The 24262-nt window shown below is 51.3% G+C and carries 24 protein-coding genes; 21 read left to right on the plus strand and 3 right to left on the minus strand.

Annotation, left to right across the window (positions count from 1 at the left end; genetic code table 11):
• Positions 1–626: 626 nt before the first annotated feature.
• Together rsmD and coaD are read left to right on the plus strand one after the other, a co-directional pair.
• Positions 627–1235: a 16S rRNA (guanine(966)-N(2))-methyltransferase RsmD gene (gene rsmD / locus H70357_RS15615; RefSeq protein WP_038599635.1), complete on the plus strand. Its 609-nt coding sequence runs from the start codon at positions 627–629 to the stop codon at positions 1233–1235.
• Positions 1219–1737 (plus strand): pantetheine-phosphate adenylyltransferase, encoded by a 519-nt coding sequence (gene coaD / locus H70357_RS15620; RefSeq protein WP_144024236.1) that lies wholly within the window; start codon positions 1219–1221, stop codon positions 1735–1737. Before rsmD ends, coaD begins: the two co-directional genes overlap by 17 nt.
• On the opposite strand, the gene H70357_RS15625 is transcribed toward coaD, so the two are convergent.
• Positions 1709–2938, minus strand: a complete 1230-nt coding sequence (locus H70357_RS15625; protein WP_052092054.1) for a nucleoside recognition domain-containing protein — start codon at positions 2936–2938, stop codon at positions 1709–1711. The two genes, coaD and H70357_RS15625, sit on opposite strands and share 29 nt — an antisense overlap.
• Positions 2939–3092: 154 nt before the next feature.
• Between H70357_RS15625 and H70357_RS15630 the strand changes: the two genes are divergently transcribed.
• Positions 3093–4130 (plus strand): SepM family pheromone-processing serine protease, encoded by a 1038-nt coding sequence (locus H70357_RS15630; RefSeq protein ID WP_038591182.1) that lies wholly within the window; start codon positions 3093–3095, stop codon positions 4128–4130.
• Here the strand turns inward: H70357_RS15630 and H70357_RS15635 are convergent.
• Entirely contained in the window at positions 4120–5358 is a 1239-nt protein-coding gene (locus tag H70357_RS15635; RefSeq protein WP_038591185.1) for a nucleotidyltransferase, read from the minus strand. The two genes, H70357_RS15630 and H70357_RS15635, sit on opposite strands and share 11 nt — an antisense overlap.
• A 149-nt stretch (positions 5359–5507) precedes the next feature.
• Here H70357_RS15635 and H70357_RS15640 point away from each other — a divergent pair, with 149 nt between their 5' ends.
• The 18 genes from H70357_RS15640 to hydF all read left to right on the plus strand — a co-directional run bounded on the left by H70357_RS15640 (position 5508) and on the right by hydF (position 22736).
• Entirely contained in the window at positions 5508–6017 is a 510-nt protein-coding gene (locus H70357_RS15640) for a YceD family protein (RefSeq protein WP_038591190.1), read from the plus strand.
• A gap of 62 nt (positions 6018–6079) precedes the next feature.
• A complete protein-coding gene (gene rpmF, locus H70357_RS15645) occupies positions 6080–6253 on the plus strand; it encodes a 50S ribosomal protein L32 (RefSeq protein ID WP_019911234.1) in 174 nt (57 codons plus the stop codon).
• A gap of 269 nt (positions 6254–6522) precedes the next feature.
• Positions 6523–7119, plus strand: a complete 597-nt coding sequence (gene fapR, locus H70357_RS15650; protein ID WP_038591193.1) for a transcription factor FapR — start codon at positions 6523–6525, stop codon at positions 7117–7119.
• On the plus strand, positions 7103–8092 hold the full coding sequence (gene plsX, locus H70357_RS15655; protein WP_038591196.1) for a phosphate acyltransferase PlsX: 990 nt from the start codon (positions 7103–7105) through the stop codon (positions 8090–8092). The genes fapR and plsX overlap by 17 nt, the downstream gene beginning before the upstream one ends.
• 8 nt (positions 8093–8100) lie before the next feature.
• A complete protein-coding gene (locus tag H70357_RS15660; protein ID WP_144024237.1) occupies positions 8101–9090 on the plus strand; it encodes a beta-ketoacyl-ACP synthase III in 990 nt (329 codons plus the stop codon).
• A 97-nt stretch (positions 9091–9187) separates the two neighbouring features.
• Positions 9188–10120, plus strand: a complete 933-nt coding sequence (gene fabD / locus H70357_RS15665) for an ACP S-malonyltransferase (RefSeq protein WP_038591202.1) — start codon at positions 9188–9190, stop codon at positions 10118–10120.
• Positions 10121–10153: 33 nt separating this feature from the next.
• The gene (fabG, locus tag H70357_RS15670; protein WP_038591204.1) at positions 10154–10903 is read left to right on the plus strand and encodes a 3-oxoacyl-ACP reductase FabG; all 750 of its coding nucleotides are present in this window, start codon (positions 10154–10156) and stop codon (positions 10901–10903) included.
• 121 nt (positions 10904–11024) lie between these two features.
• Positions 11025–11258 carry an acyl carrier protein gene (locus H70357_RS15675; protein WP_019911228.1) on the plus strand — a complete coding sequence of 78 codons (234 nt, stop codon included), beginning with the start codon at positions 11025–11027 and terminating at the stop codon, positions 11256–11258.
• 221 nt (positions 11259–11479) lie between these two features.
• Positions 11480–12718: a beta-ketoacyl-ACP synthase II gene (gene fabF, locus H70357_RS15680; RefSeq protein WP_076109231.1), complete on the plus strand. Its 1239-nt coding sequence runs from the start codon at positions 11480–11482 to the stop codon at positions 12716–12718.
• Positions 12719–12730: 12 nt separating this feature from the next.
• Positions 12731–13435 carry a ribonuclease III gene (rnc, locus tag H70357_RS15685; protein ID WP_038591210.1) on the plus strand — a complete coding sequence of 235 codons (705 nt, stop codon included), beginning with the start codon at positions 12731–12733 and terminating at the stop codon, positions 13433–13435.
• A gap of 278 nt (positions 13436–13713) precedes the next feature.
• Positions 13714–14064: a Na-translocating system protein MpsC family protein gene (locus H70357_RS15690; protein ID WP_038591213.1), complete on the plus strand. Its 351-nt coding sequence runs from the start codon at positions 13714–13716 to the stop codon at positions 14062–14064.
• A 133-nt stretch (positions 14065–14197) separates the two neighbouring features.
• Positions 14198–16342, plus strand: a complete 2145-nt coding sequence (gene fdhF / locus H70357_RS15695) for a formate dehydrogenase subunit alpha (protein ID WP_038591216.1) — start codon at positions 14198–14200, stop codon at positions 16340–16342.
• A complete protein-coding gene (locus H70357_RS15700) occupies positions 16339–16929 on the plus strand; it encodes a 4Fe-4S dicluster domain-containing protein (RefSeq protein WP_038591219.1) in 591 nt (196 codons plus the stop codon). The genes fdhF and H70357_RS15700 overlap by 4 nt, the downstream gene beginning before the upstream one ends.
• A 32-nt stretch (positions 16930–16961) precedes the next feature.
• Positions 16962–18359: a [FeFe] hydrogenase, group A gene (locus tag H70357_RS15705; protein WP_038591222.1), complete on the plus strand. Its 1398-nt coding sequence runs from the start codon at positions 16962–16964 to the stop codon at positions 18357–18359.
• A complete protein-coding gene (locus tag H70357_RS15710; RefSeq protein WP_038591225.1) occupies positions 18356–18940 on the plus strand; it encodes a 4Fe-4S dicluster domain-containing protein in 585 nt (194 codons plus the stop codon). The genes H70357_RS15705 and H70357_RS15710 overlap by 4 nt, the downstream gene beginning before the upstream one ends.
• A gap of 27 nt (positions 18941–18967) precedes the next feature.
• A complete protein-coding gene (gene moaA, locus H70357_RS15715) occupies positions 18968–20008 on the plus strand; it encodes a GTP 3',8-cyclase MoaA (RefSeq protein WP_379142019.1) in 1041 nt (346 codons plus the stop codon).
• A 22-nt stretch (positions 20009–20030) separates the two neighbouring features.
• On the plus strand, positions 20031–21437 hold the full coding sequence (locus tag H70357_RS15720) for an aspartate ammonia-lyase (protein ID WP_052092553.1): 1407 nt from the start codon (positions 20031–20033) through the stop codon (positions 21435–21437).
• A 30-nt stretch (positions 21438–21467) separates the two neighbouring features.
• Complete coding sequence (hydF, locus tag H70357_RS15725) at positions 21468–22736, plus strand: [FeFe] hydrogenase H-cluster maturation GTPase HydF (protein ID WP_038591231.1); 1269 nt, start codon at positions 21468–21470, stop codon at positions 22734–22736.
• A gap of 88 nt (positions 22737–22824) precedes the next feature.
• Here hydF and hydG read toward each other — a convergent pair whose 3' ends face one another.
• The gene (gene hydG / locus H70357_RS15730; RefSeq protein ID WP_231578436.1) at positions 22825–24240 is read right to left on the minus strand and encodes a [FeFe] hydrogenase H-cluster radical SAM maturase HydG; all 1416 of its coding nucleotides are present in this window, start codon (positions 24238–24240) and stop codon (positions 22825–22827) included.
• Between the last annotated feature and the right edge of the window lie 22 nt (positions 24241–24262).

Consider the following 24262-nt stretch of genomic DNA (forward strand, 5'->3'; position numbering starts at 1 on the left):
TCGTGTTATGAGTACGGGGTATTATCACAAGGGCAATCTATTGTTGAAAATGGAGAAGAGACATGGGTCTTCCAGGCTGAAAATCATGAGAATCTGATGATGAATTCAAGCTTTCAATGACCTTTCGATGGAAGGTTGGGAATTGGTAGCTGAGAACAAAATTAACTACATTCTCCGTAAATCCATTAAACGACATGCTTCATCTTCAGGTGTATAGAAGAAAACAATTCGGGAAAATGCACCCAATCAGCACTCAATTCATTATTTTTGCTCAAAACCATTTATTGCGAAATTTAGACGATCCTTTGTTACATAAGGCTTTATAGAACAAAAATCGAGGCCCTATTTCTAGGGCCTCTTTCATGGGAGAGGAGAAACCGGACGAAGAGCTTATGGGGAAACGTAAGCCTGCTCCGCGGTTGTCTACGACATTTTGTGATGTCGATAGTTACATGATGTCCCGGTTGCTCCAGTCTTATACCTGTGGACGTTAAAAAAAATCTGCCGGCCTCAATGTGACAACGGTAGACAATCTTTTTATTTCAATAGACAATTGTGGTACTATAGGCTTGGACTTGTGCCTTAATCGGCATAATAAACAGAGACATAGAGCAGGTGAATAATTGGTGAGAGTTGTATCGGGAAGTGCAAAGGGGAGGCCCCTGAAGAGTGTTCCGGGCAGCGGAACGCGGCCTACAACCGACAAGGTAAAAGAAGCGGTGTTCAGTATGATCGGTCCTTATTTTGAGGGCGGGGCAGCGCTTGATTTGTTCGCAGGTACTGGCGGTCTTGGCATTGAAGCCTTGAGCAGAGGGATGGACAGTGCGGTATTTGTGGATATGGAGCAGAAAAGCATCGACACGGTGCGTGCGAATCTGAAGGCAGCTAAGCTGGAAGCGCAAGCTGAGGTATACCGCAATGATGCCGGCAGAGCCCTTAGCGCGCTGGAGAAGCGGGGACGTTCGTTTGATCTTGTGTTCCTGGACCCGCCGTACAGGCTGAAGCATGGGGATGAGCTGATGATGGCGATGGCGCAAAAAGGTCTGCTCAGATCAGATGCGGTCATCGTGCTGGAGCATGAATCAGGCTATGCCTATCCGGAGGATATTCCGGGGTTCTATAGAACCAGACAGGCTGTATACGGCGAGACGACAATTTCAATCTATCAGTATGAATCCGCTCTCCGTGAAGAGGCTGTGAGTGGTAAGGAGGGTAATGATGAGTCTGCAAATTAGAAAAGAACGTGTTGCCATTTATCCCGGGAGCTTTGATCCGGTTACGATGGGACATATGGATATTATCCGGCGTGCAGCCAAACAATTCGACAGACTGATTGTTACCGTGCTTAACAACCTAAGCAAGAATCCGATGTTTTCGGTAGAAGAGCGTACGGAGCTGCTGCGGCAGGCCACTGCGGATATTCCAAATGTGGAGGTTGACAGTTTCCGCGATCTGCTGGTTAATTATCTTCGCCAAAAGGACGCTCAAGTCATTGTCCGCGGGATCCGTACGGTCACTGACTTTGAATATGAATTGCAGAACGCATCCATTAATCATAATTTGGACCCTGAAGCGGAAACGATCTTTATGATGACCAATCCGAAATATTCCTACCTTAGCTCAAGTGTGGTCAAGGAAATCGCCCACTTTGGCGGGAATGTGTCGGATTTTGTGACCCCTGAGGTAGAACAGGCAATGAAGCTTAAATTCAGCCGTTTAGACGGCGGAGCCAAGTAACAGCAGATACAGCGGCAGACAGAGCGATGATCATCATCAGCAGCAGCGATTGCAGGCCAAGCAGCTGGGGGACTACGCTCCATACGTTCAATGCTCCAAGTGTTGCGGTCGATTCGGCAACCTCGGGACCCGCCACCGCCGGCAGTACGGTTTCACGGAGATTCATCAGCGGGTTCCATAATAATAGGGTAAAAGCAAAGGCAAATACTCCATGCAGCAAGCGGACGGCGGCATAAGGCAGGAAAGAGATTTTCGCCCTTTTAAGCAAGGTAAGTGCTTGGAGCTGGCCGCAAATTCCGCTCCAGCCGAGAGCAGCTGATAGCAGGGCCAGGCCTGTGATCCCCATGGAACTAAAGTCGTGAGGTGCTGTCAGTTCTGAGGTCAGTGCATTTGCTCCGAGATGAATCTCCAGAAAACTTGCCGCCAAAGCAGGAGGCAGCTGCGGTACTAGAGAAGTAGCAATATTTATGACAACAGCGAACATAATCATGTAGCCGCCGATAACCATCAGGCTCTGAACGGCAGTTGAGACGGATTCGCCGAGCAGCTTGCCGAATCCGCGGCCATCTTTTGCCCGGGCTTCTGATACTGCCTGATGCATCCGTCTGGGCAATGAAGCCGTTTTGCGCTGTGATGGAACTACCATCGGAGCTTCGGTTTTCGCCCGACCTGTGAGCAGGGTCGCGGTTACGCCTGCGGCAAGTCCCGAAATCCAGTGGATGGCCAGCAGGGTATATCCGGCGGCAGGACTGTGCAGAAAAGCAACGCCGACTACAATGAGCAGCGTAACCGGACTGGCGAAGTGGGCGACGGAAGCCAAGCGTCCGGCCTCCTTGTCCGTAATGCTGCCCTGCTTATGCAGCAATTGCACACCGCCTGCGCCAGCCGGGAAACCGGCGGTCATTCCGAGGGCGAGTGTCCAGCCTCCGGCCCCCGGAAGACGGAAAATCCTGGTCATCACCGGCTCCAGCAGTACTCCGAGTCCATGCACGAATCCCGTGGCTGTGAGCATTTCTGATAACATCAGAAAGGGCAGAAGCGCCGGGAAGACAAGTGTCCACCAGAGCTTCAGACCCTGAAGGGAAGCCTGGAAGGAGGACTCCGGCGATAAGATAATCGCAATGGCGAGCACAATGGCAACGGCCCCGGACAGAAAGGGAACCGAGGCTGAAGTGAACCGGCGTATTTTAAAGTTATTCATTATGAGCATCACCTCTTCATAACTTAGGACATGGGCTGAGACTGTTATCAATTTATGCAGGGCAGACAACCATCATGCCACAGCGGAGAGGATACAGCTCCGAAGTTTATTTGGAGACATAAGCATAGAGCCGCGGGGAAAGAAGGGAATTGCATTGAGGCAACTGAAACGCCGGGTAGGCGTTCGCGCCATAGCCTACTTGTTTACTTTTGTGGTTATACTCTATGTTGCAGTATTTATGAATACTCCATATCTCGTGTATCAGCCGGGCAGTGCCTCAGAGGTGGCGCCGATGATCAAGGTGGAGAATGCCGATCCGCAGGAGCAGGGCACATTCATGATGACGACCGTATCAGCGAGCTACGCCAATGTTGCCCTATTAGTGGCTTCTGCGTTTAATTCCAATGCGGAAGTCGTATTGAAAGAGACCAGGCTAGGGGATAAGAGTGAGCAGGAATATGCGGCTGAGCAGGTATATTATATGAGCAGCTCCCAGTCTGCTTCCGTTCAGGCTGCCTATCATGCTGCGGGCGTTCCTTATGAGGATGTTGTAGACTATCTGTATGTCTTCTCGGTTCCGGAGGAAAGCAGCCAGGACCAATTTCAAATAGGCGACAAAATCATCCGTGTTCAAGGGCAAACTGTGCCAGACCCCACTGCGCTCTCCAAACTGCTTTCCTCAAGCAAGGTTGGCGATCAGGTAGAAGTCGTACTGCAGCGGGGTGGTAAGGAAGTCAAGGAACAGGTAACACTGGTGGAGGTTAAAGACAAGGAGACTGCGGCGGGCCGCCCAGGATTTGGGGTTGTGATTGGCGCGGTGCAGAAGGTACAGCCGAAGGACGCAGGAAAAGCGGTCAGCTTTGTGGATACCAGTGTCGGAGGACCCTCGGCTGGCCTAATGTTTACGATGGAAATTTATAACCAACTTACTAAAGGCGATTTAACCAAAGGACACCGGGTAGCGGGAACTGGAACTATTGACGCTGAAGGCAAGGTAGGGGCCATTGGCGGAGTGAAGCATAAGATTGTTGCTGCAGACCGGGAGGATGCGGAGATTTTTTTCGTGCCGGTTAAGAATTATGATGAAGCCAAAGCCAGAGCGGATAAAATAGGCACCTCAATGAAGCTGGTGCCTGTATCCACTCTGGATGACGCGCTGAAATATATGGAAGAGCTGCCGGTCAAACCCTAACCGGCGGCAGTAAGAAATCGCTGTACAAATCAGTACGCAGAGGATTGGCGAAAGCTCCGGCATACGCGGCGGAGGCTTGGAGATCGCATTCAAGCATCGGATGTGAGAAATGGGCAGGACTCAGGACAACGGGAAGAGAGGCACTTCTCTTCATATTCTTGAGCAGCTTTCTGCCGCTCTCGCTGAACCCCAGAACCCGAATGTAGCCGGGGCCTTGGGCCAGCCGGGAAGGTGTCATTTCCTCCTTGCTGTGATTCAGCAGGGCATGCAGCAGCAATCTCTGCAGCCGTGTATGCGTGTAGCGTCTGCTCTTTAATACTTGCAGCAATGCGCTGACCGAGAATTGTTCAAGCTGCGGCATGACTCTCAGCAGCCGGTTCTCAAGCCCTTCATTCATATCCTGCAGGGACCTCAGCTCTGCGGCAGTATGCGTAGTCAGCACATGACGGAGCTGGATGCGGAAGTCTTCCAGGTTCAAAGGGCCTCTGCCGGCTGCATGCTCTCTTTCCAGGATGGACACGCTATATTCTGGCATGAATTCTGCAGGTGAGCCGCCTTCATTAAGAAGCCGGCGGATCGCTGTGGCGCTGGCAATGGAAGACCCCGCCTGCAGCGGGTCATGGAAGCCTGCGCCAGTGCGCGGCACGGTAAGAGGTCTGATGACACTGCCGAGCCGCCGCAGGGCGATCAGGTAATGCAGGCCGAGACTGTTGTTCGGCTGCCGCAGCAGTTCTTCGGCATCGAAGGGTTTCTCCTCTCCCGGGAGAGACCCTTCCCAGACTGCCGCCGCTGCTGTGCTGTATGCGGCGGGGAAGCTTGTGCCTAGCGCCATGAGGCGGCGGATCTCGCTCTGAAGCTCGCTGCTTTCTTCGGCCAGGAATCCGGCCAGCGGCAGCAGCTCACCCAAAGTGCCGGCTTCGGAGCCGAAGCACAGGCTGTCCACGACCCCGGTCGCTTCCAGCAGGGATACAGCTCCGAAGGCGAACCACTCTGCCGGTTGAAGCGCATAAGCGACCGGCAGTTCAATCACGAGATCGGCGCCCATATGCAGCGCCATCTCCGTGCGGGCCCGTTTACTGACCGCAGCCGGCTCGCCGCGCTGGGTGAACGGGCCGCTCATGACGACGATCACGCTGTCCGCGCCGGAGATTTTTTTGGCTTCGTTGAAATGGTGGACATGCCCGTTATGTAAAGGGTTGTATTCTGCTATTATGCCGACGGTTGTCACAGCTGCTTCACTCCGTATTCTGAGAAATATGGTGATTTAATAGTTATATCATAAATTGTCCCTCTTTCTGAAACAATATAAAGGGAAAATGGTTGACAAAGTTCGGTAATAATAGGTATAATAAATTTTGTTTGTTTGGAGTGATGATTATGAAGATTCACTTTCGCAAAATGGCAAATGTCGATGAGCCTCTGAATATTCATGAAACTATGGATGTCAGCGAGCTTGTCAAAGGGCGAAAGGATATACTTGCTGTTGCACCGCTCTTGGTGGACCTTAAAGCGCTGCCCGCGGATACCGATTGTGTGAACGTGGTGGGAAGACTGAGTGGAGAGGTGGACATGTTATGTTCACGTTGTCTCACCGAGGTCAACAGTAAGCTGAACATTCCTTTTGCGGAGACTTTCAAGTGGCTTAAGGAGCCAATTCTTCCCGAAGATGAAGATGATGAACTCATTTACATCAAAGATGAGACTGTGGAGCTTGTCCCGTTCGTGGAAGAAAACTTCGTACTGCACTTGCCGGATTCGGTATTGTGCAAGGCAGACTGTCTTGGTCTTTGTCAGAAATGCGGACAAAACTTGAACGAAGGCACCTGCAGTTGCGACAACACAGTGATCGATCCTCGACTCGCTGGGTTGAAAGACTTTTTCAAATGAAGTATGACTAAGACCAAATCCCGCGATAGGCGGGTTAAAACCGAATTAGGAGGTGTAACACAATGGCAGTACCTCAACGGAGAACGTCCAAAACACGCCGTGACAAACGCCGCACCCACTTCAAACTGGTTGTGCCGGGCATGGTGAAATGCGAACAATGCGGAGAGCTGAAACTGGCTCACCACGTATGCAAAGTTTGCGGAACTTACAAAGCAAGAGAGATCATCAAACAATAGTTTCTAATAAGAGTAGCACTTCATCTAATGGTGGGGTGCTATTTTTTTGGGGATGGGTAAAGATTCCCCTCCGTTATTGTGTGGCTGAAGCCGCGTGGTTATGCCGCTTTTCAGGCAAAGCTTTATTTTTGCCGCAGCATGCTTTATACTACATATTAGTACCAGGTTCTAAATGAAGTTTATGACCTTTATATTGATGACGATAGCGGCCTTCTCGCGGCCGGATGCTAAGTTCAGCATGTGCCAGGAGGTGAGCCGCCATAGAGCGGATGTCCAAGAAAGAGCGCCAGCAGCAGCTGCTGGGTATTATCGATGGCAATCCATTTGTGACCGACAGGGAGTTGACCCGGCAGCTCAAGGTGAGCATTCAGACCATCCGTCTGGACCGGCTGGAGCTGGGGATTCCGGAGCTGCGTGAACGGATGAAGCAAATGGCTGAACATTCTTATGATCAGGTGCGCTCCTTACCAGCCAATGAAGTGGTCGGTGATATTGTCGATCTGCAGCTGGACAAGAGCGGCATTTCCATATTTGAAATTCGTGAGGAGCATGTCTTCTCCAGGAACGGGATCGCTCGTGGCCACTACGTGTTCGGACAGGCCAATTCGCTGGCGGTTGCCGTGATCAATGACGAAATTGCCCTGACCGCTTCAGCCGACATCCGGTTTGTGCGCATGGTCCGGTTAGGCGAGAAATGTATTGCCAAAGCGCAGGTGCGTTCGCTCGCTGGCCGGAACGGCAAAGCTGAGGTGGACGTATTTACGTATGTCGGAGAAGAACTCGTGTTTCAGGGTCATTTTGTAGTGTACCGGTCCGCAATTGAAGAATACAGCGAAGGGGGAAACCGCAGTGCTGATCGCCATTGATGCCATGGGAGGCGATAATGCTCCTGAATGCAATGTGGAAGGGGCATTGTCCGCGGCCGCGGAATGGAGCGATACGCAGATTGTGCTCGTCGGCGACGAAGCCAGACTTGAGCCGCTGCTGAAGAATAAACCGTCCAATGTGACGGTGCGTCATGCGGGGGAAGTGATTGGCTCCGATGAAGAGCCGGTCAAAGCAGTCCGCCGCAAGAAGGATTCATCCATGGTTGTGGCTGGACGTATGGTGCGTGAAGGGGAAGCAGATGCCATGATCTCTTCCGGGAACACAGGCGCGCTGATGACCACGGGGCTGCTTGTGGTGGGGAGAATGGATGGAATAGAGCGCCCGGCGCTTGCTCCGATGATTCCGACGCTAGATGATGTCGGCGTACTCGCCCTTGATCTGGGGGCCAACATGGATGCCAAGCCCCAGCACCTCGCACAATACGCGCTGATGGGCAGCATCTACCGCAGCAAAGTACACGGAATTGCCAAGCCGCGTGTAGGGCTGCTGAATGTGGGGACTGAGCCGGGCAAAGGTAATGAATTGACCAAAGAAGCTTATCCTCTGCTAGCCGCTTTGCCGGGGATTCATTTTGTCGGCAATGTTGAAGCACGTGATGTGCTGACGGGCAATTGTGATGTGCTTGTTTGTGACGGGTTTGCGGGCAACATACTTCTGAAGACACTTGAAGGTACGGCGGGCGCTATGTTCTCTCTGCTGAAGGAACAGTTCAGCCGTTCGCTCAAGACCAAGCTGGGTGCGGCTATACTGATGCCGGAGCTCAGAAGTCTCAAGGGGAAGATGGATTACAAGGAGCACGGCGGAGCGCCGCTGCTCGGTCTTAGCGGTCTGGTAGTGAAAGGGCACGGCTCATCTGACGGCAATGCGGTCAAGAATGCAGTCAGACAAGCGCGGATTGCGCTGCAGGCGGGTCTTGTGTCCAGCATATCCAAGGAAATTAGCGGGAAGTGAGTGACGATATGAAACAGTTACGTCCGGTAGGAATAATTGGTACAGGAAAATATGTGCCCGAAAAAATATTAACTAACAGTGATTTGGAAAAGATAGTCGAAACGAATGATGAATGGATTGTCAGCCGTACAGGGATCCGTGAACGGCATATTGCCGCTCCGCATGAGGCGACCTCGGATCTTGCTTATGAAGCTGCGCTGAAGGCGCTGGAATCAGCAGGCATGAAGGCGGAGGATCTGGATCTCATTATTATAGCAACAGTTACACCTGACAGTTCTTTTCCGTCCACAGCCTGCATTCTGCAGGACAAACTGGGGGCCAAAGGAGCCGCGGCTTTTGACTTGTCCGCAGCCTGCTCCGGCTTCGTCTACAGTCTGGCAACAGCAACCGGATTTATCCAGAACGGGATGTATAACAATGCATTGATCATTGGAGCGGATACCTTGTCGCGGATTACGGATTACACGGACCGCAACACTTGCGTGTTGTTCGGAGACGGCGCGGGAGCGGTTATTCTCGGCGAAGTTCCGGAAGGCAGAGGTTTCCAATCCTTTGATCTCGGTGCTGAAGGCTCCGGAGGCAGCCTGCTGAAGATGGAAGCGGGCGGCTCGCGTATGCCGGCTTCCCAGCAGACGATAGACGACAAGAAGCATTTCATATACATGAACGGCCGTGAGGTGTTCAAGTTCGCCGTTCGGGTGATGGGTACGGCTACCGAGCGTGTGCTTACCAAAGCAGGTCTCACGAAGGAAGACATTGATCTGTTCGTGCCGCACCAGGCAAATATCCGCATCATTCAATCGGCTATGCAGCGTTTGGATCTGCCAGAAGAGAAATGCGTAATCAACGTGGACAGATACGCCAATACGTCTGCGGCTTCGATTCCGCTTGCGCTGGTTGAAGCAGCGGAAGAGGGCCGGATGAAGGAAGGCGACACCGTGCTGATGGTTGGCTTCGGCGGCGGCCTTACTTGGGGTGCCTCGGTACTGAAATGGTAAACATATAAACGAGCAATGAATTCAAAGAACTCGGTGTGCCTGCCGCTTGATTTGCAAGCCCGGCAGCTGCACCGTTTACGGGAAGGAGTTCGAACTTATGGGTAAAATCGCATTTGTCTTTCCCGGCCAGGGTGCACAGGCAGTTGGGATGGGTAAGGATGTTTATGACGCTCTGCCGGATAGCCGTGCGGTGTTCGAGAAGGGCGATGAAGTGCTTGGGTTTCCGCTGAGTAAACTTGTATTTGAAGGTCCGGACAGCGAACTCAAGCAGACGGTAAACACACAGCCTGCGCTTGTAACAACCAGTGTAGCTTATCTGGAAGCACTGAATAAGCATGGACTGAAGCCAGACTACGTTGCAGGTCACAGTCTGGGTGAATACAGCGCTCTTGTGGCTTCAGGCGTACTGTCTTATGAGGATGCAGTCAGCCTCGTGCGTCTCCGGGGACGTTTCATGGAAGAAGCGGTTCCTGGCGGACAGGGCGCTATGGCAGCTGTATTGGGTGCAGAACGCGAAGCTTTGGCTGAGCTGTGCAACAATATTTCCGCAGAGGGCAACCCGGTTGAATTGGCAAACGTCAACTGTCCGGGTCAGATTGTAGTGTCCGGATCGCTCGAAGGTGTGAATGCTGTCGTTCAGCGTGTGAAAGAAGCCGGAGGCAAGCGGGCGATTCCGCTCGAAGTCAGCGGACCGTTCCACTCTTCTTTGATGAAGGAAGCTGCCGAGCGTCTGGCAGCTGAACTGAAAGATGTAACCTTTAATGCGCCTTCAGTTCCTGTAATTGCCAATGTTACTGCCTCGCCGGTTACCGATCCCGAGGAAATCCGCGGGCTGCTGGTACGCCAGGTGTTCTCGCCTGTACTCTGGCAGGACAGTGTGGAATGGCTGATTGCGGCTGGTGTGGACACATTTGTTGAGATTGGCTCCGGCAGTGTGCTGGCAGGACTGATCCGCAAAATTGACAAGAATGTCAAGGTGATCAATATCAACAGTCTGGAAAGCATCCAGACAGTCAATGGCTTGGCTTAACCACAGCGCAGGATAAAGGGAGGGGAATACAGAATGTTCTCAGCATTAAGAGGCCAGACGGCCCTTGTAACCGGCGGTTCCCGCGGCATCGGCCGCAGCATAGCGCTTCTACTCGCAGAGCATGGCGTGAAAGTGGCCGTGAACTATTCCGGAAGTGAAGCTGCAGCGCAGGAAACAGTAGCCCGGATAGCAGAGCTAGGCTCCGAGGGGATTGCCCTGAAGGGGAATGTAGGCAAAAGCGATGAGGCGGAGAATCTTGTTAAAGAGGTCTTGAACACTTGGGGCAAGATTGACATCCTCGTTAATAATGCCGGCATCACCAGGGACAACCTGATTATGCGCATGAAGGAAGAGGAATTTGATCAGGTCATCGAAACGAATCTCAAAGGCGTGTTCAACTGTCTAAAAGCAGTCACACGTCCGATGATGAAGCAGCGTTACGGGCGGATCATCAATATTTCTTCGGTTGTGGGTGTGACGGGGAATCCTGGGCAGATTAACTATACTGCTGCAAAGGCAGGGGTAATCGGCATGACGAAAGCTGCGGCCCGCGAGCTGTCTTCACGGGGAATTACCGTGAACTGCATCGCTCCCGGTTTTATAGACACCGATATGACCCGTGAGTTGTCCGATGAAGTCCGCAGTGAGCTGATTAAGGGAATTCCCCTTGCTCAGCTTGGGCGGCCGGAGGACATTGCTATGGCGGCGGTATTTTTGGCCTCGGAAGGGGCTGCTTACATGACCGGTCAGACACTTCATGTGGACGGCGGTATGTACATGTAAGATCAAACCAGCGTATAGGGATTAAGGGAGAAGCGGGAAGAAGCGCCCGGAAAGCGTTTTTTACGCTCTATGGTATTTTGACTTCATATCTCGTATAATACCAAAAGAGGAGGTGAACCGGATGTCCGATGTATTGGAGCGTGTAAAACGCATTGTCATCGACCGCTTAGGTGCCGATGAAGCTGAGGTAACATTAGAAGCGTCTTTCAAAGATGATTTAGGTGCTGATTCTCTTGATGTAGTAGAATTGGTTATGGAATTGGAAGATGAATTCGATATGGAAATCTCTGATGAAGATGCAGAGAAGATTACGACCGTGGGTGAAGTTGTGAAGTACATACAATCTCATACCTAGAGTCATATGATTGAGGGTCCCGTTCCTGCTAGGGCGGGACTTCTCCTCATTTTACAGCACAAATGAAATGCAAAAGGATGCATATTTGCACCTTTACGGGGAAAATAACAGAACCGCAGAGGGGTTAATTTTTGCGGCGACTGCAGTTTATATAGACTATTCAGAGAGCATGTATGTTCAATTATGTTGAAGTATACAGCCTACAGATGGGGTGATTGCGTTTGAGTCATAGAGTGGTAATTACCGGTATGGGCGTGATGACGTCACTGGGTAAAGATTTGGATACGTTCTGGGATAGCCTCATGAGCGGGAAATCCGGTGTTTCCAAGGTTGAAGCCTTTGATGTCAGTGAATACACTACGCAAATAGCAGCTTCGGTTAAAGACTTTGATGCGGAAGAACGTTTTGGCCGCAAGGAAGCCCGCAAGATGGACCGTTTCGTTCAGTTCGCGGTAGCAGCCGGAGAAGATGCGCTGAAGGACAGCGGACTTAAGATTGGTGAAGATATTGATGCGGAGAGAATTGGTGTGTCCGTCGGATCAGGTATCGGAGGTCTGGGTACTTGGGAAGACAATCATAATCTCCTGCTCGAAAAGGGACCGAAACGGGTCAGCCCGTTCTTTATTCCCATGATGATTGCCAATATGGGCTCCGGCCAGCTGTCGATCAATCTTGGTGCAAAAGGTCCTAATACAACAACTGTGACAGCCTGTGCAACAGGAAGCCACTCCATAGGGGAATCCTTCCGCCTGATCCAGCGCGGTGACGCGGATGCGATGATCTGCGGCGGTTCCGAAGCTACTATCCGCCCGACAGGGATGGCAGGATTCTGTGCCATGCGGGCGATGTCCACCCGCAACGACGAGCCGGAGAAGGCCAGTCGTCCATTTGACAGCGGCCGTGACGGTTTTGTAATGGGTGAGGGTGCCGGGATTCTGATTCTGGAATCGCTGGAGCATGCCGAGAAACGCGGGGCGAAGATCTATGCCGAAGTGATCGGCTACGGTCTGAGTGCGGATGCCCATCATATGACGGAACCGGATCCTGACGGCGCAGCACGCTGTATGAAGATGGCGATCCGAGATGCCGGTATCGCACCGGAAGAGATTGATTACATCAATGCGCATGGCACTTCCACGCCAGTAGGCGACAGATCGGAAACGGCTGCCGTGAAGAAGGCGCTTGGAGATCATGCTTACAAGGTTGCAATCAGCTCCACGAAATCAATGACAGGCCATTTGCTTGGTGCTGCCGGCGGTGTGGAAGCGATCATTTGTGGTCTTTCCCTGCAAAATAACATCATTGCGCCAACCATCAATTTGGACAATCCTGATCCGGAATGTGATCTGGACTATGTTCCGAATGAACCGCGCAAAGCAGATCTGAATATTGTTATGTCGAATTCGTTCGGATTCGGAGGACATAACGCAACCGTAATTCTCAAAAAATATAATCAGTAAGGGGACAGTGCAGTGAAAGGAGACCTGAAGCAGTTACAAAGTCAACTTCAAATCCAATTTCACGATGCTGTACTTCTGAAGCAGGCCTTTACCCATGCCTCTTATGTGAATGAACACCGTTTCAATCAGCATCAGGACAATGAGCGTCTGGAGTTTCTCGGAGACGCGGTTCTGGAGCTTACGGTTTCTGAATATTTGTACAAGTTGCTGCCGGACAGACCGGAGGGTGAATTGACTAAGCTGCGGGCCGCTATTGTATGCGAGCCTTCACTGGTCAAGTTCGCTGAGAGCTTGGGTTTCGGCAAATATGTATTGCTGGGCAAAGGGGAAGAACTTACGGGCGGACGTACTCGCCCGGCCTTGCTGGCCGATGTGTTCGAATCCTTCGTGGGAGCGCTTTATCTCGACCAAGGGCTGGAAACGGCACGGCGGTTTCTTGATCATCATGTATTTCCGCTGGTGGAGACGGACGGCAAGCTGCAAATGCAGATGAGCGATTTCAAGACGGAGCTTCAGGAGCTGATACAGCATCACGGATTGGGTACGCTGGAATATCGGATTATTGAAGAACGGGGACCGGCGCATGAGCGCGAATTCGTCTCTGAAGTGTATATGTCCAGCCAGTCTCTCGGCAAGGGCAGCGGCCGTTCCAAGAAGGAAGCGGAACAACAGGCTGCAGCTGCAGCGCTTTTGCGTCTGAAGGAAGACGGCGCCTGAGTGATGTGGAACTTAGATAAGGTAGCTAGCAAAGAGCGGTAAAGGTCTGAATCCGGCAGGAAAAGCGGAATTTAGACCTTTGCTGCTCTTTTTTAAATATCATTAGATTGAACAAGCTTTTTAGGAATTTATGGATATCGTGTAAGAAGTGGATGAATTCACGTTGAAACGAAAGGATTTGCCCTTTTTTGTGGTTTGACAATCTTTATTGGGTAGGTTTAACATGTAATTAATTAAATAAATTACCATAATAGGGATGTTAAGGCTGGGATGTAGTGATGTCTGAGACTGTATTTGAATGCCAGGAGAAGATGCGAAGACTTGCAGTTAAGATTGTGAAGCATTATCGCGGCAAAGGTCCGGAGAATGTAAAGGTTAGGATGGAGTATGAGTCCTTAATCATTATAGAGATTCGTGGAATTCTCTCCAGTTTATCTGAAATTTTGCTCAGCGAAGGTGCGGTACATTTAGTTACAGAATACTGGAAAGTGCTGAAGCCTTATTTGGAGAGAGAGTTTATGGCAGAGATCGTAGAAACGCTTGGCAGCCCCTTTACATATACATGGAAGATCGAAGACCCGAATCCAGGGGATAGGGCAATTATTATTCAATTGAATAAATCGGTTTGATTAGAGAGAATGGACTTTTGCTCCTTAGCTTTTTAATAAGCCAGTACATTGTGTATTTCTGATTATACCTTGTATTGGCTTATTTTTGTATTGCTATAATTGTGCAAAAAATCACAAGGAGTGGTGAGGAACTATGGAGAATAAAGTGCTGACTGTATGTCCGTATTGCGGAAGTGGTTGTCAGATGAATTTACTTGTTGAGGAGGGGAAAATCGTAGGCGCTGAACCAGCGGATGGAAGAACGAATGAAGGGAATCTATGCCTTAAGGGTCATTATGGATGGGATTTTCTGAATGATCCGCAGATTCTTACCGCCCGTATCCGCAAGCCGATGATTCGTAAAGCAGGGACACTGGCAGAGGTATCCTGGGAAGAAGCCATTCAGTATACAGCCGAAAAACTAACAGCAATCAAGGAAAAGTATGGACCGGATGCAATCATGGGAACCGGTTCAGCCCGTGGCCCGGGAAATGAAGCCAATTATGTCATGCAAAAATTTATGCGCGCTGTTATCGGAACCAATAATGTTGACCATTGCGCTAGGGTATGTCACGGGCCGTCCGTAGCTGGGCTTACCTATTCGCTAGGGGATGGCGCAATGTCCAATTCAATTCCTGAAATTGAGGACACGGATTTGTTGTTTATTTTTGGATACAATGCAGCGGTTACCCATCCCATTGTGGCGAGAAGAATTGTTAGTGCGAAGCAGAAGGGCGCCACCATCATCGTAACCGATCCCCGCAAGACGGAGTCGGCCCGCATTGCAGATACTTGGCTGCCCCTTAAAGGCGGCACGAACATGGCGCTTGTCAATGCCTTTGGTCATGTGCTAATTGCTGAGGAGTTATACGACAAGCAGTATGTTGAGAAATATGTGGAAGGTTTTGCGGAATATAAAGCCAGTGTGCAGAAATATACACCTGAATATGCGGAGAGCATTACAGGTGTGCAAGCGGCGGAGATCCGCAAAGTAATGAGGCAATATGCGAGTGCGAACAAGGCGATGATCCTGTACGGTATGGGGGTATGTCAATTTGCCCAAGCCGTGGACGTTGTAAAGGGTCTGGCCTCACTGGCGCTTCTGACCGGTAACTTTGGCAGACCTGGCGTCGGGATTGGTCCGGTCCGCGGCCAAAATAATGTACAGGGTTCCTGCGATATGGGGGCATTGCCAAATGTCTATCCGGGATACCAGTCTGTTACGGATGACAAGATCCGTAAAAAATTTGAAAAGGCCTGGGGAGTGGCTTTGCCTCGCAAAATCGGGTATCGGATTACCGAAATTCCTCATCTCGTTCTAAAGGAAGACAAGGTGAAGGCCTATTATATTTTTGGCGAAGATCCGGTGCAGAGCGATCCGAATGCCTCAGAAGTGAGAGAGACGCTGGATAAATTAGAATTTGTAATAGTCCAGGACATCTTCATGAACAAGACGGCCCTGCATGCCGATGTGATTTTGCCGGCCACCTCCTGGGGTGAGCATGACGGGGTCTACTCCTCAGCTGACCGTGGGTTCCAGCGGATCAGAAAGGCCATCGAGCCTCCCGGTGAAGTAAAGCCCGATTGGCAAATTATCAGCGAGCTTGCCACGGCGATGGGCTACCCGATGTCCTACCGGAACACGGAAGAAATATGGGATGAAATGAGGGGGCTCTCCCCGTCGTTTGCCGGAGCCAGTTATCGGAAGATGGAAGAACAGGGCAGTGTTCAATGGCCTTGTCCGTCAGAAGATCATCCGGGCACACCGTATTTATATGAAGGGAACCGGTTTACCACTTCCAGCGGCAAAGGACAGCTGTTTGCCTGTGAATGGAGGGCACCGCTGGAGCAGCCGGATCAGGAATATCCGTTGTCCTTGTCCACAGTGCGTGAGGTAGGGCATTATTCGGTTCGGACGATGACCGGCAACTGCCGTGCCCTCAGTCAACTGTCGGATGAGCCTGGTTTCATCCAGATGAGCCCGGCGGACGGATCAAGCTTAGGGATTGAAGACGGCCAGCTTGTACATGTTGTATCCCGCCGAGGCAGAGTGTTAGCCCGGGCACAGATCAGCAACCGTGTCAAAACCGGAGCCACCTATATGACCTACCATTTCTGGATTGGGGCCTGCAATGAGCTGACGGGTGATTATCTGGACCCGGTCTCCAAAACTCCGGAATACAAGTATTGTGCGATCCGCATCGAGAAAATTGCAGATCAGCTGCGCGCGGAACAACAGGTTCAGCAGGAATATGAGGCGCTCAGAGCGCAGATGCATGTGGAGGCGAGACCGGTATGAATAATGTACAGCCGAATCCGTTTGTCATTGCCGAAGCGGGCAAATGCATAGGCTGCAAGGCGTGTGAACTGGCATGTTTCGCAGTTCATAACGATCACAATGGGGTTGGGGCGGCGGCGGGTACTGTTACGGTACCGGTTATTCCCCGCCTGCATGTCATTCGAACAGAGAGCTTCACACTGCCGGTACAATGCCGCCAGTGCGAGAATGCGCCTTGTGCGGAAGCCTGTCCGGTTCAGGCGATCCGGCAGGAGGAGGGGACGATAGTTATTCATGAAGAGAGCTGCATAGGCTGCAAAGGCTGTGCCATGGCCTGTCCGTTTGGTGCCGTCAGTCTGTATAAAGCATACAGCAACGGCAGGGTAGTCCCTCAGATTCAACTGAAGGAGCGGCAGCATAGCGCGATGGTACGTAGCGCCAAAGTGATCGCCTATAAATGTGATTTATGCCGGACCAGGGACCATAAGGACGGAGCTATGGGAAACGTTCCGGCTTGTGTAGAGGTCTGTCCGGTAGAGGCACTGTCACTGGTTCATCCGGATACCAGTGTAGCCAGGTCACGGACAGCAGCAGCTATGCGACTGTAATACCACTTCAATTCAGAAAAGAAGGTTGCACTATGTCGTATAAGGATCCAATCATTCATATTGACGAACAATTATGTACCGGCTGCAGACGTTGCGCGGCTGTATGTCCTGTGGATGCCATTATCGGCGAACCGGGCCACCCGCAGACTATTGATGCTCATCGCTGCGTCGTTTGTGGACAGTGTGTGCAGATTTGTACCGCTTATGCTGCGGACAACGAGTCGACGACAGCCTCACGAGCGGTAAAGTTACAGGAAAGAGGGCAGCTCCCCAATGTGCGTGAGCCTTTGTTCGCTGCTTATTCGTCAGGGGATATCCAGAAGGTAAAAGCTGTTCTGGCTGATCCGAAACGGTTCAAGGTGGTGCAGTGCGCTCCTGCGATCCGAGTATCTCTGGCGGAGGAGTTTGGGCTGCCCTTCGGCACTTTAACCCCGGGGAAAATGGCGGCGGCGCTGAGACGGCTGAAGTTTGACCGGATTTATGATACGAATTTTGCTGCGGACGTGACGATTATGGAAGAGGGCTCAGAGCTGATTGGCAGAGTGATGTCAGGAGAGCGGCTGCCAATGTTCACCTCCTGCTGTCCGGCCTGGGTGAAGCATGCGGAGACGGCAGCACCGGAGCTGCTGGAGCATTTGTCCAGCTGCAAGTCCCCGATGCAAATGGGTGGAGCCTTGTTCAAGACCTACGGAGCGGAGCTGGATGGAATTGCACCTTCGGATATTTTCAGCGTCGCGGTTATGCCCTGTACCTGTAAAAAATTTGAATGCAGCAGAGAAGAAATGAGTGTGGATGGTTGCCGTGAAGTGGATCTCGTTATTACTACAAGGGAACTGGCCAGCTTAATCAAGGATCAAGGCATCGATTTCATTCATCTTCCCGACGAGCCGTTTGATTCACCGCTGGGCAAATACTCTGGAGCGGGCTCGATCTTCGGCGTCACAGGCGGTGTGATGGAAGCTGCGATACGAACAGGGTATGAACTGATCACCCATGAGCAGATTCCCAATCTGCAATTGGATTTTGTCAGGGGAGAGGAAGGCATCCGGACGGCAGAAGTTCAGATTGGCGATTTGGAGCTCAAAGTGGCAGTAGTTGCAGGACTGAAATATGTGGATGCTGTTTTGGCAAAAGTTGCAGAGGGCACCTGCCCGTATCATTTCATTGAAGTGATGGCTTGTCCCGAAGGCTGTGTCAGCGGCGGCGGACAGCCCAAGCTCCTGTTGGAAACGCAGCGGAAAATTGCTTATCAGGCCAGAAAGAGCGCTGTCTACCGCCACGACTCTCATCAGAAGGTCCGCAAATCCCATGAGAATCCAGATATTATCAAATTATATAAGGACTTCTTAGGTGAACCGTTAGGCCATACTTCACATCATTTGCTGCATACCAAATTTGTTGACAGAAGTCTTAAGGAGGAGATGTCATGAACCGGTTTGTCATTGCCGATCCCGATAAATGTATTGGTTGTCATACTTGTGAAGTGGCCTGCGTAGTTGCACATGCCGGGAATAATATGTTCGTTCAGGAAGAGAGCGGGGCTGACTTCTATCCACGGTTGACAGTCGTCGAGACCGATGAAGTTACCGCACCGGTGCAGTGCAGACATTGCGAGGATGCTCCTTGTGCCAATGTGTGCCCGAATGGCTCCATTACGAGCAAAGACAATAGCATTTTCATCAATCAGGATAGCTGCATTGGTTGCAAGACCTGTATGCTGGTATGTCCTTATGGGGCGATTACAATGGTTCCGGCACATAAAGGTGGCCAAAAGCAACTTCAATCCGGGCTTCGTTCCAATACATCGGGTGCATGGAGCCGCAAGGAGAGAATTGTGGCGAACAAATGTGATTTGTGTGAAGACAGCGGCAAGGGCCCGGAATGTGTACGGGTATGCCCCACAAACGCTCTCCAATTCATCGTTCCAAGCCAGATTGAGGATTCCATTTCCCGGAAAAGACTGGCCAGTGCGCAGTCATTACAGCAGTTTAGCGGTTTTTCGCGCCTCTAATTCAGTCACTATAACGCAGAAAGCAAGGTGGAGCGTTTGTCCGATATCTTGGTCGATCACTTTGGTCGTTTACATAATTATGTGCGTATCTCCGTTACTGAGCGCTGCAACTTGGGCTGTCAGTATTGCAATCCGGGCAGAGTAGAAAAGGCTGTGGAGGGTAACCCGCTTACCTTTGACGAAATTGAACGGATCGTAAGGGTACTCGCTGAGATGGGGGTAACCAAGGTGCGACTTACCGGAGGAGAACCGTTGATGCGTCCGAACCTGGAAGAACTGGTGGCCAGGTTAAGGGCCATCTCCGGGATTGAACGTGTCGGTCTGACCACGAATGGACTGCTGCTCGCCCCCAAAGTGCAGAAGCTGCGTGATGCCGGGCTTACAGATCTCAACGTCAGCCTGGATTCTCTAATTCCAGAACGCTATTCCAGAATCACTGGGGGCGGCGATGTCAGCAAGGTGTTGCATGCTTTAGCAGCTGGTTTTAAGGCTGGCTTCGAGGTACTGAAGCTGAATATGGTCTTGATGAAAGGTGTAAACGATGATGAAATTGAATCCTTTCTGCAGCTGACTCAGAAATATCCGCTGCACGTCCGCTTTATTGAATATATGCCCATGGGTCATGATATCAACGGATGGGAAGCGGGATATATGCCTTTGGATGGAATACTGGAGCGGTGTGCCAAGGCTGGTTTTAGTCTTGAAGCAGATCCGGACCCGGGTAGGACAACTGATGAGCCGACTAGGAAAGCAGCAGATTCCGGCCCGGCCCGTTATTTTCGCATCCAAGGTGCGGCAGGGCAATTTGGCTTGATTCATCCGGTCAGCCAGCATTTCTGTAATTCATGTAACCGGCTGCGTATTACAGCAAACGGTCACGTTAAGCCGTGCCTCTTCTGGAACGAAGAGCTGTATATCCGGCCTTACATCGCTCAATCAGAGCTGCTGAAGCAATTGTTTCTGCGCGCCCTGGAAGCCAAACCTGGCCAGCATATAATGATGGACCAACCGGGCACCAAGCCACCCTTGAAGGCCACAATGCGTCTGATGTCGCAAATTGGGGGGTGAAAAACAATTGAACGACGATCCTATGTTTCGGGTGGAATCGGATGCTTTAGGGAGTGAAGCGGTTCCCAGTGGGGCTTATTATGGAATTCACGCGGTAAGGGCGCGGGATAATTTTGCGGTCAGCGGCCGGCCGGTGAATCCGCGGATCACGCGGGCCATTGTAATGGTGAAGAAAGCGGCAGCCAAAGTAAATGGCAGGCAAGGGGGTATTTCCGAGCAGGCGGCTGCGGGTATTCTATCTGCTTGCGATGAAATTCTACAGGGCCAGATGGATAAACACTTTATTGTGGATGCGTATCAGGGCGGAGCGGGAACGAGTACGAACATGAACGTTAACGAGGTGATAGCCAATCTGGCCATCGAGAAACTTGGTGGACATAAGGGGGATTACCGGCTGATCCATCCGATAGATCATGTGAATCTCTATCAATCTACCAATGACGTGTATCCCACTGCCATGCGAATTGCGATGATTCCGCTGCTTCGCTCGCTTAGTGAAGAGTTTGCCTCTCTTCAGGAGGCATTGCAGGAGAAGGAGCGGGAATACGCCGATGTGTTAAGGTTAGGACGGACTCAACTCATGGACGCACTGCCCATCATGGCCGGACAAAGCTTTGGTGCTTATGCCAAAGCGGTTGCACGGGACAGGTGGCGGCTGTACAAGGCGGAGGAACGGCTGCGGGAGATTAACCTTGGAGGAACGGCAGTGGGCACAGGAATGAATGCCCCCCTTGCTTATATTTATGCCATTGCAGAAGAGCTGCGGGAACTAACCGGAATGGGGCTGTGCCGCAGCGATTTTCCGATGGATGGCACCCAGAATATGGATGTGTTTGTGGAAGTTTCAGGTTTGCTCAAAGCCGCTGCAGTGAACTTGCTGAAGATATCCGGCGATTTCCGGCTGCTTAATGCCGGGCCCTCCGGCGGAATTGCAGAATACATCCTGCCGCCTATGCAGGTAGGTTCTTCGATCCTGCCCGGTAAAATGAACCCGGTCATCGCAGAGATGGCCGGGTCAGTCGCTATGAAGGTGATCTCCAATGATACAGCAGTCACTTTGGCGGCGGCCAGCGGACAGCTGGAGCTGAATGCCTTTGCCCCTTTAATCGCAGAATCTCTGCTTGAATCTCTTGAAATTCTTACTGAGGCTGTACGGCTCTTTCATGAGCGATGCGTGCGTGGGTTGAAAGTCGATACTGCACATTGTCTCGAGCATTTGGAACGCTCCGGCGTCATGGCTGCCGCAGCGGTGACGTATCTGGGTTATGACGCCGCAGCTGAACTGGCTACGTCTGCGGCGGCCTCGGGCCGGCCGTTAAAAGAGATTTTGCTGGAACAAGGACTGATGACGAAAAAGCAGATCGATGCCATTCTGCATCCGCTGGAGGTTACCAAACCAGGCATCCCTGGAAGATCAAGAGATTTATAAAGGTTCTAAGATAACGAAGGAGCGCATGTTATGAGCTTACATGATACCCCGCGTGGAGAACGAATGCACATTGCAGTCTTTGGACGGCGTAATGCCGGGAAATCCAGTGTGATTAACGCTTTAGGCGGTCAGGAGACGTCCATTGTTTCTCCGGTAAGCGGGACAACGACAGATCCGGTTTATCAACCGATGGAGCTGCTGCCGGTGGGACCGGTAGTGCTCATTGATACCGCCGGATTGGATGATAGCGGAAGTTTGGGCGAACAGCGGATTCGCAAAACAAATCAGGTTCTGAGCAAAACCGATCTGGCGTTGCTGGTGATAGACGCTGTCCAAGGAGTAGGCGAATTTGAGCACAATCTTTTACAGAACCTGTCTGTCAAGAAGATTCCGGTCATTCTACTATTGAACAAAGTAGACTTGCTCGAAGAACATGGTAACGGTGAGGAACACACTGTAGTGGCGGCAAAGGCAAAGGTAGAAGACCAGCTTCATTTGAAGCCAATGCTATTCAGTGCTCTCAGGAATACTGGGATCACGGATCTAAAAGCTGCAATCGTCCGGGAGCTCCCGAGGGACGAAGACCGGTTCCGGCTAGTGGGAGACCTGCTGAATCCCGGAGACTTGGCTGTTCTGGTAGTGCCGATCGATAAGGCAGCACCCAAAGGAAGACTGATTCTGCCCCAGCAGCAGACCATTCGTGACATCATGGAATGTGATGCAGTTGCTGTTGTCACCAAGGAACAGGAGCTTGGACACACGCTCAAGACGCTGGGGCGCAAGCCAAATGTGGTCATCACGGATTCACAGGCATTTCTTAAAGTTCAGGCAGATACCCCAAAGGATATCCCGCTCACGTCCTTTTCCATATTGTTTGCCAGGTACAAGGGGGATCTTCCTCAGCTTGTACGCGGGGTTCGCGCTATTGGTCGTTTGCAGGACGGAGACCGGGTGCTCATTGCGGAAGCCTGCACGCATCACCGGCAATCCGATGATATTGCTTCCGTGAAGATTCCCCGCTGGCTGCGGGAACTGACAGGCAGGCAGCTTCAAATTGAACATGCCGCAGGCAGTGATTTCCCTGCAGGACTCGGCGGTTATTCACTGATCATTCACTGCGGAGCGTGTATGTTGAACCGCAGGGCGATGCTGGGGAGGCTTGAAGAGGCGGAACATGCGGGTGTTCCAATTGTGAATTATGGTGTATTTATTGCCTACGTGCAGGGGGTGTTCCCAAGAGCCATCGAAATGTTTCCGTCTGCAATGCTGGCCTGGGAGGAGGGGGCATATAACCATTAATGCGTATATTAAAGCGGGGGTGTTCCAAAAGCCATCTGAATGGCTGCTGGAACACCCCCTTTTTGTGACAGCGTACATTGGGTGCGGCCTAAAACCGTAGATCTCGTTCGCCGTTATGGATACGCTGAAGTTGCTTTAGGGTCGCTTTTTTGACCGATTCCTTGGGAATGCGCTCCAGATTGTCATGAATCGTCTGCTCTCCAATGGCCCGCATCTCCTCATCGGCGTAATCCAGCAGGTATTCCTGAAACGTCATCAGGGAGTTCGGCTGACAGACATTATGAATTTGGCCGGATTTGGCCAGCTGCATGAAACGGTCTCCCGTGCGGCCTTCCCGGTAACAGGCGGTGCAGTAACTCGGCACATAGCCGTCCTGGCAGAGATTTTTGATGATTTCCATAGGGGAGCGGTGATCGCCTACCATGAATTGCGGTTTGTCATCTTTATCTTTGTTCACACTGTATGCGCCAACACCTGTGGCGGAGCCTGCGCTGATCTGGGAAATGCCCAGTTTGATTATCTGATCACGAAATTCAGCGTCTTCGCGTGTAGAGAGTATCATTCCTGTATAGGGAACGGCTATTCGCAGAACGGCGACGATTTTGGCGAAATCCGGATCGCTGACCAAGTAAGGGTAACTGTCCAGGTTCACATTCTCCGCTTCGCGCAGGCGGGGGACGGAAATCGTATGCGGTCCGCAGCCATAGGCCTGTTCCAGATGCTCGGCATGCTTTAGCATGGCTATCGTTTCATATTTATAATCATAGAGCCCATACAGAACACCAATACCAACATCCTCGATACCGGCTTTCATGGCCCTGTCCATGGCGGTCGTATGCCAATCATAATCACTTTTGGGTCCTTGCGGATGGTATTGCTTGTAACTAGGTCTATGATAAGTCTCCTGAAATAAAATATAAGTTCCAATTCCCGCCTCAGCCAGCTTGATGTAGTCATCGAATGTGGTTGCAGCGATATTGACATTGATCCGGCGGATACTGCCATTGTCCAGCTTCGTATCGTAAATGGTCTTTATGCAGTCGAGAATATAATCGATGGAACAATTGCGGGGATCCTCACCCGCTTCCAGCACAAGCCGTTTGTGTCCCAGAGACTGCAGAACGTTAACTTCCTGGGCAATTTCATCTGAGGTTAAGCGGCTGCGTGTGAATTCAGAATTGGAATGTTTGTAACCGCAGTACACGCAATTATTGACACAGTAGTTGCTGACATAGAGCGGTGCGAACAATACAATCCGGTTGCCGTAGATCCGTTCCTTGATAACTCTGGATACCTGATAAATCTCATTCAGTGTTTCCTGATCTTCCACATTTAAGAGGACAGCTGCTTCTTGTGAGGTCAGTCCTTTACATTGTCTGGCTTTCTCAAGAATTGCGGACACCTTGGCCCGATCCGATCCGGCATTTTCTCCAAATCGCAGCGCTTCTTTGATCTCTTCGTCCTGAATGAAATCCGCCGGACGACTTTCATTTACTCGGCTCACGAACATCCACTTCTTTCTGGGT

Source organism: Paenibacillus sp. FSL H7-0357, from assembly GCF_000758525.1.
Classification (GTDB): Bacteria; Bacillota; Bacilli; order Paenibacillales; family Paenibacillaceae; genus Paenibacillus_AQ.

Bases quoted from the DNA above. Each gene is read 5' to 3' on its own strand.
- coaD (WP_144024236.1), top strand. From the start codon at position 1,219: ATGAGTCTGCAAATTAGAAAAGAACGTGTTGCCATTTATCCCGGGAGC.
- H70357_RS15625 (WP_052092054.1), bottom strand. From the start codon at position 2,938: ATGAATAACTTTAAAATACGCCGGTTCACTTCAGCCTCGGTTCCCTTT.
- H70357_RS15640 (WP_038591190.1), top strand. From the start codon at position 5,508: ATGAAGATTCACTTTCGCAAAATGGCAAATGTCGATGAGCCTCTGAAT.
- rpmF (WP_019911234.1), top strand. From the start codon at position 6,080: ATGGCAGTACCTCAACGGAGAACGTCCAAAACACGCCGTGACAAACGC.
- fapR (WP_038591193.1), top strand. From the start codon at position 6,523: ATGTCCAAGAAAGAGCGCCAGCAGCAGCTGCTGGGTATTATCGATGGC.
- H70357_RS15660 (WP_144024237.1), top strand. From the start codon at position 8,101: ATGAAACAGTTACGTCCGGTAGGAATAATTGGTACAGGAAAATATGTG.
- fabD (WP_038591202.1), top strand. From the start codon at position 9,188: ATGGGTAAAATCGCATTTGTCTTTCCCGGCCAGGGTGCACAGGCAGTT.
- fabG (WP_038591204.1), top strand. From the start codon at position 10,154: ATGTTCTCAGCATTAAGAGGCCAGACGGCCCTTGTAACCGGCGGTTCC.
- H70357_RS15675 (WP_019911228.1), top strand. From the start codon at position 11,025: ATGTCCGATGTATTGGAGCGTGTAAAACGCATTGTCATCGACCGCTTA.
- H70357_RS15690 (WP_038591213.1), top strand. From the start codon at position 13,714: ATGTCTGAGACTGTATTTGAATGCCAGGAGAAGATGCGAAGACTTGCA.
- fdhF (WP_038591216.1), top strand. From the start codon at position 14,198: ATGGAGAATAAAGTGCTGACTGTATGTCCGTATTGCGGAAGTGGTTGT.
- H70357_RS15700 (WP_038591219.1), top strand. From the start codon at position 16,339: ATGAATAATGTACAGCCGAATCCGTTTGTCATTGCCGAAGCGGGCAAA.
- H70357_RS15705 (WP_038591222.1), top strand. From the start codon at position 16,962: ATGTCGTATAAGGATCCAATCATTCATATTGACGAACAATTATGTACC.
- H70357_RS15710 (WP_038591225.1), top strand. From the start codon at position 18,356: ATGAACCGGTTTGTCATTGCCGATCCCGATAAATGTATTGGTTGTCAT.
- H70357_RS15720 (WP_052092553.1), top strand. From the start codon at position 20,031: ATGTTTCGGGTGGAATCGGATGCTTTAGGGAGTGAAGCGGTTCCCAGT.
- hydF (WP_038591231.1), top strand. From the start codon at position 21,468: ATGAGCTTACATGATACCCCGCGTGGAGAACGAATGCACATTGCAGTC.